The 14,029-nt window shown below is 44.7% G+C and carries 13 protein-coding genes; 9 read left to right on the top strand and 4 right to left on the bottom strand.

Annotated features, from left to right (window positions below; genetic code table 11):
• Positions 1 to 124 precede the first annotated feature (124 nt).
• The 6 genes from yycF to ACZ5Q7_RS04045 are packed head-to-tail and all read left to right on the top strand — an operon-like array spanning position 125 to position 6,949.
• Positions 125 to 829, top strand: a complete 705-nt coding sequence (gene yycF, locus ACZ5Q7_RS04070; protein WP_343751835.1) for a response regulator YycF — start codon at positions 125 to 127, stop codon at positions 827 to 829.
• 9 nt (positions 830 to 838) lie between these two features.
• Positions 839 to 2,665, top strand: a complete 1,827-nt coding sequence (gene walK / locus ACZ5Q7_RS04065; protein WP_343751836.1) for a cell wall metabolism sensor histidine kinase WalK — start codon at positions 839 to 841, stop codon at positions 2,663 to 2,665.
• Positions 2,665 to 3,972: a YycH family regulatory protein gene (locus ACZ5Q7_RS04060; RefSeq protein ID WP_343751837.1), complete on the top strand. Its 1,308-nt coding sequence runs from the start codon at positions 2,665 to 2,667 to the stop codon at positions 3,970 to 3,972. The genes walK and ACZ5Q7_RS04060 overlap by 1 nt, the downstream gene beginning before the upstream one ends.
• Before the next feature lie 2 nt (positions 3,973 to 3,974).
• On the top strand, positions 3,975 to 4,889 hold the full coding sequence (locus ACZ5Q7_RS04055) for a two-component system regulatory protein YycI (protein WP_343751839.1): 915 nt from the start codon (positions 3,975 to 3,977) through the stop codon (positions 4,887 to 4,889).
• Between the two features lie 15 nt (positions 4,890 to 4,904).
• Complete coding sequence (locus tag ACZ5Q7_RS04050; RefSeq protein ID WP_343751841.1) at positions 4,905 to 5,690, top strand: MBL fold metallo-hydrolase; 786 nt, start codon at positions 4,905 to 4,907, stop codon at positions 5,688 to 5,690.
• A 53-nt stretch (positions 5,691 to 5,743) separates the two neighbouring features.
• Positions 5,744 to 6,949, top strand: coding sequence for a S1C family serine protease (locus ACZ5Q7_RS04045; RefSeq protein ID WP_343751843.1), 1,206 nt, complete (start codon positions 5,744 to 5,746; stop codon positions 6,947 to 6,949).
• Between the two features lie 212 nt (positions 6,950 to 7,161).
• Here the strand turns inward: ACZ5Q7_RS04045 and ACZ5Q7_RS04040 are convergent, their stop codons facing one another.
• Positions 7,162 to 7,530 carry a DoxX family protein gene (locus tag ACZ5Q7_RS04040; RefSeq protein WP_343751845.1) on the bottom strand — a complete coding sequence of 123 codons (369 nt, stop codon included), beginning with the start codon at positions 7,528 to 7,530 and terminating at the stop codon, positions 7,162 to 7,164.
• 248 nt (positions 7,531 to 7,778) lie between these two features.
• On the opposite strand from ACZ5Q7_RS04040, the gene ACZ5Q7_RS04035 reads away from it, so the two are divergent.
• Entirely contained in the window at positions 7,779 to 8,075 is a 297-nt protein-coding gene (locus tag ACZ5Q7_RS04035) for a 4a-hydroxytetrahydrobiopterin dehydratase (protein WP_343751847.1), read from the top strand.
• A 38-nt stretch (positions 8,076 to 8,113) separates the two neighbouring features.
• Here the strand turns inward: ACZ5Q7_RS04035 and ACZ5Q7_RS04030 are convergent, their stop codons facing one another.
• Positions 8,114 to 8,704: a GNAT family N-acetyltransferase gene (locus tag ACZ5Q7_RS04030; protein WP_343751849.1), complete on the bottom strand. Its 591-nt coding sequence runs from the start codon at positions 8,702 to 8,704 to the stop codon at positions 8,114 to 8,116.
• Positions 8,705 to 8,859: 155 nt separating this feature from the next.
• Here ACZ5Q7_RS04030 and ACZ5Q7_RS04025 point away from each other — a divergent pair, with 155 nt between their 5' ends.
• On the top strand, positions 8,860 to 9,441 hold the full coding sequence (locus ACZ5Q7_RS04025) for an O-acetyl-ADP-ribose deacetylase (protein ID WP_343751851.1): 582 nt from the start codon (positions 8,860 to 8,862) through the stop codon (positions 9,439 to 9,441).
• A 181-nt stretch (positions 9,442 to 9,622) separates the two neighbouring features.
• On the top strand, positions 9,623 to 10,789 hold the full coding sequence (locus ACZ5Q7_RS04020; RefSeq protein WP_343751853.1) for a TraB/GumN family protein: 1,167 nt from the start codon (positions 9,623 to 9,625) through the stop codon (positions 10,787 to 10,789).
• A 60-nt stretch (positions 10,790 to 10,849) separates the two neighbouring features.
• Here the strand turns inward: ACZ5Q7_RS04020 and ACZ5Q7_RS04015 are convergent, their stop codons facing one another.
• On the bottom strand, positions 10,850 to 12,292 hold the full coding sequence (locus tag ACZ5Q7_RS04015) for an aldehyde dehydrogenase family protein (RefSeq protein ID WP_343751855.1): 1,443 nt from the start codon (positions 12,290 to 12,292) through the stop codon (positions 10,850 to 10,852).
• A gap of 18 nt (positions 12,293 to 12,310) precedes the next feature.
• Positions 12,311 to 13,942 carry an acetolactate synthase large subunit gene (locus tag ACZ5Q7_RS04010; RefSeq protein WP_343751857.1) on the bottom strand — a complete coding sequence of 544 codons (1,632 nt, stop codon included), beginning with the start codon at positions 13,940 to 13,942 and terminating at the stop codon, positions 12,311 to 12,313.
• Positions 13,943 to 14,029 lie beyond the last annotated feature (87 nt).

Genomic DNA, 14,029 nt, shown 5'->3' with positions numbered 1-14,029 from the left:
CTGATATAAGACATTTTGGACAAAGTACGATAGAATGGAGCGAGAAACTACAATTGGATAAAGGAAAACAATGGGGTTTAGACTCTCTTTGTTAAACGAACCTTACATAAAGGACGTGACGTTTATGGGACAGAAAATTTTGGTTGTAGATGATGAACAGCCAATAGCTGATATTTTACATTTTAATTTGGATAAAGAAGGGTATGATGTTGTTGTTGCTTACGATGGGGATGAAGCCATCGAGCTGGCTGACGAAGAGGATCCCGATCTTGTCCTTTTGGATATTATGTTACCGAATAAAGATGGTAATGAGGTTTGCCGGGAGATCCGTAAGACGCATTCCATGCCTATCATAATGCTGACGGCCAAGGATGATGAAATTGATAAAGTGCTTGGGTTGGAGCTTGGCGCGGATGATTATGTGACGAAGCCATTCAGTAATCGGGAGTTGATTGCCCGGGTGAAGGCGAATTTGCGCCGTCAACAGCAGATTCCGGATGATGGAGTTAAAACGACGAAAAACATTCAAATCGGCCGACTGGAAATTCAGCCAGATGCTTATGCTGTCACCCGTGACGGGAATCACGTAGATCTGACCCATCGTGAATTCGAATTGCTTTATTATTTGGCCCGTCATATTGGTCAAGTCATGACCCGTGAACATTTGCTGGAGACCGTATGGGGTTACGATTACTTTGGCGATGTACGGACGGTTGATGTTACTGTTCGTCGTCTCCGTGAAAAGATTGAGGAAAATCCGAGCAACCCTGTGTGGATTATTACCCGCCGTGGTGTCGGCTATTATTTGCGCAATCCTGAACAGGAGTAGAACTGGTTCATGAAAAAGTTAGGTTTTTTTCGCTCGATACAAGTGAAATTTATCATTATTTTCATTTTACTTCTATTAATCTCCACCCAGGTGATCAGTGCTTACTTTGCGCGGGGATTGGAGAGTGAGTTGAATGAAAATTTTGAGCAGTCTATTGATGCCAGTGTGGAAATTTTGAAAGTCAATTTGACCCGTGCATTCAGCAAAGACCGTTCCGATGATGATAGCGAACCGACTTTGTCGCAGGAAGTACAGAACATCGTCAATGTCAATGATACCAAAGACATCATTAATATTCAGGTGGTTAATAAACAGAGCAGAATTATAGCTTCAAGCAATAATACTGGCACTAGGAACGTGGGAAAGAAAGTGACGAGAGATATTGTCCGCAATGCTGTTTTATATGGGAACCAGGGTGATAAAAAACAGTACAACCGGGAGAAAAACCTTGTCTATGTTCGGGCGGTTCCCATATATGACAATGAAGACACACAGGTTGGCGCCCTGTACATTGAGGCAAACATGGAGGGCGTATACAATCAGCTGGAAAATATTAATCGTATTTTTATGCAGGGCTCACTTCTTGCCATTACGGTTTCGGTCCTGCTCGGAATATTGGTGGCACGCACAATCACCAAACCGATTAAGGAAATGCGCAAACAAGCACAAACATTGGCAAGAGAAGATTTTTCCCAAAGCGTTAATGTGTATGGAAAAGATGAAATCGGTCAACTTGCTGAATCATTTAATGATTTAACGTCGAAGTTGAAACATTCAAGAGCATTGACAGAAGAGGAACGACGAAAACTGAGCAGCGTTCTGTCCAATATGTCCGACGGTGTTATCGCGACAGATGACCAGGGTGTTATCACGCTTTTGAATGAAGCTGCTGCCCGTTTGCTCGACAAAGAGACGGAAGAAGCAAAAGGGATGTTTTTGTTGGATGTGTTGCAACTGGATGAAAATGAGGTTGACATCACAGAACTGCCTGATAGTGGGTCCATGATTATAGATTTCAGTCATAACGACACGATCTTTCTAATTCGTGCTAAATTCTCGACAGTCATGGACGAGGAAAACGCTATTAATGGGTTTATTACGGTTCTTAGTGATGTAACCGAACAGCAAAAAATGGAACAGGAGCGCCGCGAATTTGTGTCCAATGTATCACATGAACTGCGGACGCCATTGACAACAATGCGGAGTTATATGGAAGCATTGACGGAGGGTGCATGGGAAAACAAAGATCTCGCACCAAAATTTCTGGATGTCACCAAAAATGAAACGGAACGCATGATCCGTATGGTGAATGATCTGTTGCAGCTTTCCCGAATGGATAATCAGAATTATGAATTGAAAATGGAACGCACCGAGTTTATCACTTTCTTCCATCATGTCATCGACCGGTTTGAAATGAACGTGACGAGTGACATTACATTGAAACGGGATTTGTCGGACGGAACCTATGACGTATGGGTTGATAAGGATAAAATATTCCAAGTGCTCGATAACATCATTTCCAACGCTGTTAAGTACTCACCGGAAGGAGGTACCATCCGGTTCAAAACGATGAAACAACAAGGACGGCTGCTGGTGAGTGTGTCGGATGAAGGCATGGGGATCCCCCGGGATAAAGTTGATAAAATATTTGACCGCTTTTACCGTGCAGATAAAGCACGGTCCCGCAAGGTCGGCGGCACGGGTCTGGGATTGTCGATTGCCAGGGAAATTGTTGAAGCACACAATGGCACCATCCGGGCGAAGAGCAAAGAAGGTAAAGGGACAACAATTCTCTTTACGCTTCCGCTAATGAACACGAAGCGGAGGGGTGCGTAATGCGGTTTGAAACCGTCAAATCGGTTATATTATGGGCACTGGTCGTGGGGAGCCTGCTGCTTTCGTTTGCCCTGTGGAATTATAAACCGGAAGTAGAAGATCTCCCACCTGAACAGTTTCAAGACCGGGTTGACCTTGGTGGAGATGAAGAGACAAAAAAAAATATTATAAAACCAAAATCCATTATTTTCCGAAACGAGCAGCATTATTATGGTTTTACAGACCCGAATGACAGCGAAACGTTGTATCAGGATATGCATTCATGGATGTTGTATGACTTCCGGACAGAAGAAAGCCGTGGTCGACCGACGGAAAGCAATCAACTGGAGGTTGTATTCCCGACTGCCATTCCTATGAGCATGTTGGACAGCCTGTTTACATTTAATGGGGATCCTCTTTTTCCCGACTGGGATTTTGAACGGTTCTTTATAACGTTTGATGAAGATGATTCATCACTGCAAATCACGTTTCTTGACCGGAAAGGTGACCAACAAGCGACAGCGGCCGTTAATAATAGTGAAACCTTCAGCCGGCTCTGGCAGCTTTTGACAACGTTTGAAGGATTGCGTGAATACGCGCAGTTTGATAAAGCGGAGCAACCCATTTATATACCGAAACACGCGGTGGAAATGGCAAATAAGTCAGTGGCAGTCAGGGAAATAGGTTCTCATTCAATGGTTGATGTGTTGTTCCGGAATCCGGATGCTGTCATCCGCAATCAAATCAATGACAATGAAGTATATTTTACGGACAATGCACGCGGCATTATGCGTGTTTATCAAGACAGACGGACGATGGAGTTTCAAAACCCTCTTCAGTCCCCTTTTGAACAAATGGAGCCGGCGGCACTCCTGGAACGGAGCAAAAACAATATCAACGAGTATAAGGGATGGACAGATGATTATCATTTGATGGATATAGAAACATCGATCAACACCATTCGTTATCAGATGTTTTATGATGGTTATCCGGTCTATGGAAACAACCATGCATCGATGATTGAGCAACAATACCGGATTAAGGACTTGAATCAGCCGAACCGCTACCATCGTCCATTGTTCAGCCTGGCGAACTTGCTCAGCAGTAAAACGGAAGAACTGCCATCAGGTGCGAACGTCATCGATTATCTGAACAACAATAAAACATATAAGCCAGAGCAAGTGGATGATATTCGCATCGGTTATGACTTGACCTATCAAGGTGAATCAGACGCTCTGACATTGGAAGCGGCATGGTTTATCAATTATAAAGGCTGTTGGCAGAAAATGAGTTCTGATGACATAACGCTGCAAAAAGGAGGGAGCTGAGGATGCAATGGAAACAAATCAAAATGCTATTTATCCTCTGCTTCCTTGTGCTTAATGTGTATTTATTATTCATGTTTTTTAATAAACAAGAGGAATCCGATTTTGGTTACGAAAATCCGGACGAAGTAACATTGGAGCAGGAGTTGGAGTCAGAAGATATTACTATCAGTACTGACTTGTCACAGAAGGAAATAAATGAATCATATATTACAGCAGGGAAGAAAACATTCACAGACAAAGAATTGGACTATTTCAGTCCACTGGAAAATCAAAACGTCGAAATTCTGAATCAAACATTTATCATTTCCCGTTTTAAAGAACCAGTAAGCGTACCGGATGATGCAAAGAAAAATACAATCAGTCAACTGGTTAAAAGCAAGATTCTTCTTCCCGATAATTATACATTTGGTTCATGGAATAAGTCGATGAATACGCTCGTGTTTTTCCAGAAGAAAAAGGATCATCCCATTTATTACAATCAAAGTGGCATCATTATCGTATATCTCAATGATGACAATGAGATGATGTTCTATACACAAACCATGCTCGGAAAGGCAGCGCCGTCTACAAATAAAAAGAAGACTCTGATTAAGCAAATGGATGCCATCAAGGTTCTTTATGAAGGCAACAAAATTTGGCCAGGTGATGACATAACAGATGTCAAACTTGGTTTTCACACACGATTTCCACTTCCGAATGGGAAACAGGTTTTTGCGCCTACATGGATCGTTTCTGTTAATGAAGACAAGCATTTTTCTGTGAACGCACTTGAGAATCTCGTCGTCCAAAACGATGAAACATCCTTTTTAGTCGATGCCGTGGCAGCGTCTATAGAAAAAGTTAAAAATCTGCCAGACGACAATGATATGAAAAAGTATGTACTGAAACATATGAATGAACGTGTGAATCGTCAGTAAAAGAGGTGGGATTAAATGACTATGCGTTTTAGTGTTTTAGCCTCCGGAAGCACCGGAAATGCCTTTTATATTGAATCTAATCAAGAGAAACTGCTGGTTGACGTCGGGTTGAGTGGAAAGCAAATGGACAGGCTGTTTAACGAAATAAGCGTCGATCCATCCGAATTAACCGGTATTTTAGTGACACATGAACATCAGGATCACATAAAAGGATTGGGGGTTTTTGCGCGTAAATATCAGTTGCCGATTTATGCGAATGAAAAAACCTGGAAAGCTATGCAACCGTCCATTGGAACCATTGCATTGGATCAGAAGTTTCATTTTGGTATGGAAGAAGTGAAGCCATTCAATGATATGGATGTGGAATCGTTCGGTGTGTCCCATGATGCAGCTGAACCCATGTTTTTCACGTTTCGTCACAATGGCACCAAAGTTGCACTTGTGACTGATTTGGGCTATGTATCTGAGCGGATCCGGAAAACGGTGGAAGATGCGGATGCTTATATATTTGAAGCCAATCATGATATAGAGATGCTGCGTATGGGACGTTATCCGTGGAACGTCAAACGACGTATACTGGGGGACACCGGCCATGTTTCTAACGAGGATAGCGGTCTTGCTCTTTGTGATGTGATCAGTAATCGCACCAAGCGTATTTATTTGGCCCATTTAAGCCAAGATAATAACATGAAGGAACTCGCACGTATGTCGGTTAGCCATGTTCTGACGGATCGAGGGATTGATCTCCCTCTTTATAATACTGATCCGAAAATACCGACATCATTGTATGACGTCGGTTGAAATCATTGGCATCCGTGAGTGCGTGGTTCTCATCCTTTTAAAGGAGAGATAACATGGGTTATTTTGAAAAGGGCCATGCTGAACGAGGAAGTAGCAAACGCGGGTGGCTTGTTCCAGCACTTATAGGAATGGGAATAGGCATAATAGCTGTCTTGGCGTTGATTCCCACAGTACTCAAAACTGACATAATGCCGTCTTTAGGGATGAACGATACATCGGAAAAGGCAATAGATGGTACCGGTTCCGGGCTTGATGCCAATGATTATGTATCGGTGAATGTTTCCTCGCAGATTACAGATGTTGTAGACAATGTTTCCCCTGCTGTTGTAGGTGTCATTAATATACAGCGCAAAGGTGATTATTGGCAACAGGGTAATCAGCGAAAAGCTGGTTCCGGCTCGGGGGTTATCTATAAGAAGCAGGACGGCCAGGCATATGTCATCACCAATCATCATGTGGTGCAGGGGGCCGATTCGGTGGAAATCATTCTATCCAATGATAATCGTGTTGAAGCCAAAATTCTTGGAAGTGATTTATTTTCTGATTTGGCGGTTCTGCAGATGGATGGCAGCAATGTGAACCAAACGATGAAACTGGGAACATCGGCTAATGTAAAAGTCGGGGAGCCAGCCATTGCCATCGGGAATCCACTCGGTAAGTTTTTAGGTTCCGTTACCCAGGGCGTCATCAGCGGAACGCAACGTACTATTCCACAGGATTTCAACCAGGACGGCCGGGCGGATTGGCAAACTGAAGTCATTCAGACAGATGCGGCCATTAATCCGGGCAACAGTGGTGGTGCATTGATTAATATCGATGGTCGGCTGATTGGAATCAACTCCATGAAAATTAATGAAGAATCGGTCGAGGGCATTGGGTTTGCCATCCCGATTGATGCTGCCAAACCGATTGTCGATCAGCTGGAACAGAATGGTCAGGTGAAGCGTCCGTATATGGGTGTGGAGATATATTCTCTGGATGAGGTGCCAAAGACCGAATGGGACCGGACATTGAACCTTCCTGACGATGTGAATGGTGGGGTTTATGTCTGGAATACTGAATCACTGTCTCCTGCAGACAAGGCCGGAATCAAGCGTCTTGACGTTATCACCGCCATCGACGGAAAACAGGTACTGAACATGATTGATCTGCGGAAGATTCTTTATCAGAAAAAAGAAATCGGCGACTCGTTGGACGTGACATTTTATCGGGACGGAGATAAGCAGACAACAACGATGACTTTAGGCAAGCAACGCTAAGCTATCCTTTATAAAGGATAGCTTTTGCTTTTTTAAGGTTTATAGCAGGGATTACTGAAAGGATTTGTTGTTCATTTATACACATTTCATCCACAGCCTGTATATAACAAACTATATATGGTAGCGAACATGTATGCCAGGACAACATAACGACGAACATTTGTGCATATGTGTATAAATTTGTGGATAAGTACGAAAGCATATCGTTATGGTCAGGAGGACGGTTGGCCCGGTTTGTGCTGCCAAAGTAACAGAAGCAAGATGAGCATAACGATATCAAGCCGTGCTTCAAAAGCGAATGACAACACTCCTTGGTTCATTAACACAGGAATTTTGGTTACATAAATAGCCCCAATGATAATGATCATGAGTGCTGTGGCCGCTTGTCTAACATAGATTCTCCCGATAATGAGCACACTGCATGCAAGTTCTGTTATGGCTACGAGAAAAAGAAATTTTTCCGGAAATGGAAGTCCCAGATTGGCGAAAACCGTTTGGAAATCGCTATTGACTAACTTACATACGCCGGATATGAAAAAAACGTAACCAATTGCGTAACCGATCCAGTTCATAGTTTGCATACACACCTCCTTGCCATGGTGTGTTATGTATATGTTCGAATTGGGACAATCTTGACAACCTCTCCCACATTTTTTGTATGGTTATTCAGAACGGCAGTTGTAACAAAGGTCGATGTGACTTATCCCCAAAAATCTGTGGATGAACTGTGGATAATATGTTGATTGGCTGAATGAAATGGTCCATTTTGTTACACTGGACCTACGTAAGTTTAAGAGTATTCTTATGATGGGTTAAGGAGGCGATTGGAATGGAACGTTTAAGCGAAGAGCAAATAGAAACAGAATTGGAAACGTTGCCGGAATGGAAACGCCTTGACGAAAAATGGATCGAACGTCGCTACCGGTTTAAAGACTTTTTGAGTGGTGTTCGTTTTGTGGATCAGATTGCGGAATATGCCGAAAGCAAAAAGCATCATCCATTTATCTCTATCGATTACAAAGTCGTCACCTTGAAAATATCGTCATGGCAAATGAAGGGACTGACCGATTTGGACTTCGAAATGGTCAGGCATTTTGACGATCTGTACGAGAAGGCATCAAAATAATTAATTGTGGATGCTGGTGTTAGATTCTGTACGTTTCTTTATGTTTTATGAAAGGCCGGGTGATAATTGGAAGCATGATTCGGTCGCAGCTGCTTCCATTCAGATGCCAACATGCCGTATAACGCATGATCGGTATAAGATGCGTGCAATTGTTCGGCTTGGCGCAACTGTCCTTCCTGTACAAAACGAAGCCGTTCCGGAATCGCTCGGCTTTTCGTGTTGGCAACGGCTGCCCGGATTTCAATACGATTTAATGCCAACGAATAAACGCCATAGTCAATTAAACCACTAACGGCACGGATCATGATCCCATTGCCTTGATAAGGCGTTCCCAACCAATAGCCGATTTGGCCGGCATTATTTGCCCAGTCCAGATGATTGAAAGCAACCACCCCGGCTAGTTCGCTTTTATAAAGAATACCGGTTGTCAGTGCTCGACGATTGGAAAAAGCTTTCAGGCTGGATTGGATAAATGCTTTGGAATCCGCTGTCGAATTAGTGCCATCAACCCATGGCAGCCATTGACGCAAGTGGTGCCGTGATTGATCCGTCAATTGAAATAACCGGTTCGCATCATGAAGTTCTAAATGTTTTAATGCCAATTCATCGTCGATCTGAAAAAGAAACATAATATCACACCCCCAATGAAGTTAAGGCTATTTTATCATGAAAACGAGGGTATCGCGGATAGAATTGCAAATTTTTTTATGCACTCTTAGTCTGATTATATTGCGGTAGATGGAGAGAAAGAAAAGACAATCGAACATGAAAGGAGGATGACAGGATGAAGACAAATGTTAATGGTCGTACGGTGGAACTGCTGACGGGTGATATTACCAAACAGCAGACGGATGCGATTGTTAATGCCGCGAACGGCACCCTACTTGGGGGAGGTGGTGTGGATGGTGCTATCCATCGGGCAGCCGGCAATAATCTGCTCACTGCTTGCAAAAGCGTACGCCAAGAGAAGCTGAACGGTGAAAAGCTGCCGACAGGGGAAGCCGTAATAACAGATGGTTTTAGGCTTCCGGCCACGTATGTTATCCATACAGTCGGCCCGGTCTGGTCAGGGAACCATCAGCAAAGAGATGAACAGTTACTGGCCGACTGTTACTGGAATTCTTTGCAGCTAGCAGCTGATCATCAGGCAACGAGCGTCGCTTTTCCATCGATTGCAACAGGTGTTTATCGTTTTCCCGTGGATTTGGCAGCACAGGTGGCATTAACGACGATTGCCCGCTTTCTCCGGAATCAGAATGATCATGATATTCGTTATGTCGCTATGGTATTGTTTTCCGAACAAGATTACGATATATATCAGGCGTCCATGGAAGAAATAAAGACATCCACCCGAGATTTGGAATAGATGGGTGTTGGTATTATTCCTTCCTCATAAGATAAGGAAGTCTGGTCGTGAACCAGGCTTTTTTTCAGGTGACTCGTTCTAGCGACAAGTCTTGCAATCTGATGTATAATGGGTTCCGGGAAAACAGGCAGTCGCGCCAACACTTGTATGAAGGAATGACAGTACGAATAGGGGAGTCGTTATGGACGAAGAGAATGTAACACGGATTGATCAGGACGGAAAAACATATATTTTGATTGGCACGGCCCACGTATCCAAACATAGTGCTGAACAAGTTCGCGACGTCATTGACGAAGAACAGCCGGATGCCGTTTGTATTGAACTTGATGAGCAGCGGTACCAATCTGTTACAGAAGGCGATAAATGGAAGGAAACGGACATTTTTCAAATCATTAAACAAAGAAAAGCAACGGTGTTGTTAATGAACCTCGTCATTTCTTCCTTCCAAAAACGAATGGCCAAGCAATTTGGCATTAACGCCGGACAAGAGATGATTCAGGGTATTGAGTCAGCACATGAGGCGGATGCCGACCTAGTACTGGCCGATCGCGATATTCGCATAACCTTTTCCCGCATATGGGGAAACATTGGACTAAAGGGAAAAATGATGCTATTGATGCAGATGATTGGCAGCATATTCAGCCAGCAAACCATTACTGAAGAGGAGCTGGAGAAATTAAAGTCGAAAGATATGCTGGACAGCATGCTGGAAGAGTTCACAGAGCATTTCCCACGGTTGAAAAAACCGCTTATTGACGAACGGGATCAATATCTCGCTCAAAAGATAAAACAAGCGCCAGGTGACAAAGTTGTTGCTGTGCTTGGTGCGGCACATGTTCCGGGTATTCAACGGGAGATCCATACGGAGCATGATCTGACGCGGCTTCAGGAGCGTCCGACCAAGTCCCGCATTCCAAAAATCATTGCTTGGGCCATTCCGATTCTGATTCTGTCCGTGATTGCCTATACATTTTGGACAAACCCGGCAGCAGGATGGCAGCAAACGATCAGTTGGGTTGTTTGGAATGGAGTCCTATCCGCTATTGGAACAGCGGTTGCCTTGGGACATCCTCTGACCATCGTAACAGCATTTGTCGCAGCCCCGTTGTCATCCTTGAACCCGCTGATTGCCGCCGGTTGGTTTGCCGGTATTGTCCAGGCATTCGTCCGCAAACCGAATGTTGGTGATTTTGAACAATTGACAGAAGATGTCCATCATGTGAAAGGGTTTTGGCATAATAAGGTCACCCGCATACTGCTCATCGTCGTTCTTGCCAACATTGGCAGCTCACTTGGCACATTTATTGGCGGCGCCGACGTTATCCGGTTGTTTTTTGAGAACCTGTGAACGCACCGATCGTAGGATAACTTATGAAAGCATTAAAAAAAGCTTGAGAGAGTATGAACCTCAAGCTTTTTTTGCATCGTTGTCTTTTAGTTTGAAGCCGATAAATTTGGCCTCGGTCATATCCTCAACGGCATATTTGACACCCTCTTTTCCAATGCCGCTCTGTTTCACCCCACCATATGGGTGATTATCCTGGCGATATGTGGAGATTTCGTTGATCCAAACGCCGCCCATCTCGAGCTGGTCAGCTACTCTTAATGCCTGGTCGAGGTTCTTTGTAAAGACGCCCGCTTGGAGACCGTAAATCGAATTGTTCGAATAGGTAACGGCGTCGTCCTCGTTATCAAACGGAATAACCGATACAATCGGTGCAAAGACTTCTTCAGCAATGATTTTCATGTTGCTATTAACATTGGTCATGATGGCTGGTCGTAAAACTGTTCCTTCCTGGTTGCCACCCGCTTCGACGTTGGCTCCGTTATCGACCGCATCGTCTATCCATTGTTTAGCGCGCTTCGCTTCACTTTCGTCAATCATTGGTCCGATGTCTGTATCTGTTTCTTCCGGATTCCCGACCTTCAGACCTTTTGTTTTTTCAATAAACTGCTTGAGAAATTGGTCATAAACGGACGTCTGCACATAAATTCGCTGAGCGGAAATACATACTTGTCCGGAGAAAGCAAACGATCCTTTCACTAAAAGATCCACGGCTTCATTGATGTTGGCATCGTCAAAAATAATATTGGGCGAGTTGGATCCGAGTTCTAGCGTCACTTTTTTAAACCCGGCTGATTCTCGGATGGAACGTCCCACGGGAAGACTGCCGGTAAACGATATTTTATGCACCTGATCGTGCTTGACGAGACCTTCCCCGATTTCACCAGTTCCCAGCAACAGATTCAGCACGCCATCCGGTATACCTGCTTCTTGAAAAAGCTGAACAAGTTTATAAGCGGAAACCGGTGTTTTTTCGGCCGGCTTGAAAATGACGGTGTTGCCGGCAGCAATTGCTGGAGCAATTTTGTGCAACGATAAATTCAGCGGAAAATTGAACGGCGTAATCGCTGCAACGACGCCAAGTGGAATGTGCTTGACCAGCCCAAGACGCCCGTCTCCATCCAGGGCGGCATCCATTGGTACCACTTCACCGCTGATATGTTTTGCTTCTTCGGAGGCAAAACGCAACACTTGAATGGCCCGCTGCACTTCTTCCTGGCTCGAACGGATCGGTTTGCCTGCTTCTTTCATAATAGTATCTGCAAAATCATCAACCCGCTCTTCCATCAAATCGGCTGTCTTCCGTAAAATATCCGATCGTTCATGCGCGGGCATATCTTTCATCGTGTGGTGAAATGTGTCAAAAGCATTAGTAACCGCCTGTTCCAAATCGGCTTTGGATGCGAGAGCAATGGTCGCCTCTTTTTCCCGTGTGTATGGGTTTAATACGTCCTTGGTATTCGACGCTTCGTTGTATTCCTGGCCATTAATGATCGAACCGAGCATGGTCTATCTTCCTTTCTGTTAACAAATGATGTCACCCAGTTTTTCCGTCAGTTTCATGTTTTCCTTATAGTCGACCGGGCAATCGATAAAGACTGGTTTAGCCATGGCGGTGGCTTGCTCCAGCGCTGGCTTAAGGTCGTCCGCTGCTTGGATGTTTATGGCTTCAAATCCGTATGATGTCGCCAGTTGCTGGTAGTCCGGGTTGCCAAATTTGATGTAGGAGGCCCGGTCAAATTCTTTCTTTTGGTGCCACTCAATCAACCCATAGCCATTATCGCGCCACATGAGCACTATGATCGGCAAGTCGAGACGTTTGGCCGTTTCCAGTTCGGCACCGGTCATTTGGAAAGATCCATCCCCGCAGACAGCAACAACATGGCGTTGTGGCTTGGCCATTTTGGCGGCAATGGCGCTCGGAACCGCAACGCCCATGGATGCAAGTCCGTTCGATATAAGGCATGTATTCGGTTCGTAACAATGGTACATGCGCGCCATCCACATTTTGTGAGCACCGACATCGGATATAGCGATATCGTCTTCTCTCAGCACAGAGCGCAAATCGGCAATGATTTTTTGCGGCTTAACCGGAAAGCTGTCATCCGTCCGGAATGATTCAAATTCGTTAATGGTTTGCTTGCGCACATTGGCCGCCCACTCTTTGTCCCGTTTTCGGGTGTCGATTGCTTCGCTTAAATGTCTCAGGTTGTTGGTTATGTTACCGAGCACATTCAAAGCGACTGGATAATTCATATCCGTTTCCGCTTCTGTGGTGTCGATATGAATAATCGACGTTGTGCCGTTAGAGTTCCAATTTTTAGGTGGGTATTCAGCTATATCGAATCCAACCGTGATGATCAAATCGGACGTGTCAAAGCCGCATGCAATGTAATCATTTTCACCGATTCCGGCTGTTAATAGACTGAGATCATTGGTCCATGGCAGCGTGCCCTTTCCCATAAAGGAATGCACAACAGGTATCTGGCTTTTCTCGCTGAATGCCCGCATGTCTTCCGTTGCCTGTTGTCTCGCTATTCCATTGCCGGCAAGGATAATTGGGTTTTCCGCTTGATTGATCATGGATGCTGCCCGTTTGACGACATCCTCGCTTGCCTCTGTATGCGGTCTACCCATTAAGGGAAGTGGCTGGCCGTCAGTGTCCATGGCAGCGATATCTTCCGGCAAATCAATATGGGTAGCCCCCCATTTATCTCCACCGGCAATCTGGAAGGCTTTGCGGACGACCTCAGGAGTGATGGAGGGGGTTTTAATTTGTGTGTTCCATTTGGTGACAGGTTCGTACATGTTGATCAAATCGTAATATTGATGTGATATTTTGTGCTGGCGGTCCAGCCCTGCCTGCCCGGTGATGGCAACAAGCGGTGCGTGATCCATATTAGCATTGGCCACCCCTGTCATCAGATTGGTAGCGCCGGGACCAAGTGTGGCAAGGCAGACACCCGGTTTTCCGGTCAGTCGCCCATATGTGCCAGCCATAAATGCGGCGCTCGTTTCATGGTGGGTAACGATGAAATCAATGGTTGAATCAGAGAATGCATCCATCAGATCAATATTTTCTTCGCCCGGAACACCAAAAACGTATTGGACCCCTTCCTGTTCCAGACATTTGACAATTAATTTGGCAACATTCATGCTATCCATCCTTTTTAGCTTAGTAACAAATGAGCTCTGTTCTTGTTCTAGCTTTCCTTGAACCGCGTATAATATGAATCAAAAAGT

The sequence above is a fragment of the Lentibacillus halophilus genome (assembly GCF_055395055.1).
This window is presented reverse-complemented; position numbering and strand designations above follow the sequence as displayed.

What these genes read in the sequence shown, in the direction of transcription:
- ACZ5Q7_RS04020 (WP_343751853.1), top strand. Translation starts at nt 9,623, where the DNA reads ATGGACGAAGAGAATGTAACACGGATTGATCAGGACGGAAAAACATAT.
- walK (WP_343751836.1), top strand. Translation starts at nt 839, where the DNA reads ATGAAAAAGTTAGGTTTTTTTCGCTCGATACAAGTGAAATTTATCATT.
- ACZ5Q7_RS04035 (WP_343751847.1), top strand. Translation starts at nt 7,779, where the DNA reads ATGGAACGTTTAAGCGAAGAGCAAATAGAAACAGAATTGGAAACGTTG.
- ACZ5Q7_RS04025 (WP_343751851.1), top strand. Translation starts at nt 8,860, where the DNA reads ATGAAGACAAATGTTAATGGTCGTACGGTGGAACTGCTGACGGGTGAT.
- ACZ5Q7_RS04050 (WP_343751841.1), top strand. Translation starts at nt 4,905, where the DNA reads ATGACTATGCGTTTTAGTGTTTTAGCCTCCGGAAGCACCGGAAATGCC.
- ACZ5Q7_RS04060 (WP_343751837.1), top strand. Translation starts at nt 2,665, where the DNA reads ATGCGGTTTGAAACCGTCAAATCGGTTATATTATGGGCACTGGTCGTG.
- ACZ5Q7_RS04040 (WP_343751845.1), bottom strand. Translation starts at nt 7,530, where the DNA reads ATGCAAACTATGAACTGGATCGGTTACGCAATTGGTTACGTTTTTTTC.
- ACZ5Q7_RS04045 (WP_343751843.1), top strand. Translation starts at nt 5,744, where the DNA reads ATGGGTTATTTTGAAAAGGGCCATGCTGAACGAGGAAGTAGCAAACGC.
- ACZ5Q7_RS04055 (WP_343751839.1), top strand. Translation starts at nt 3,975, where the DNA reads ATGCAATGGAAACAAATCAAAATGCTATTTATCCTCTGCTTCCTTGTG.
- yycF (WP_343751835.1), top strand. Translation starts at nt 125, where the DNA reads ATGGGACAGAAAATTTTGGTTGTAGATGATGAACAGCCAATAGCTGAT.
- ACZ5Q7_RS04015 (WP_343751855.1), bottom strand. Translation starts at nt 12,292, where the DNA reads ATGCTCGGTTCGATCATTAATGGCCAGGAATACAACGAAGCGTCGAAT.
- ACZ5Q7_RS04010 (WP_343751857.1), bottom strand. Translation starts at nt 13,942, where the DNA reads ATGAATGTTGCCAAATTAATTGTCAAATGTCTGGAACAGGAAGGGGTC.
- ACZ5Q7_RS04030 (WP_343751849.1), bottom strand. Translation starts at nt 8,704, where the DNA reads ATGTTTCTTTTTCAGATCGACGATGAATTGGCATTAAAACATTTAGAA.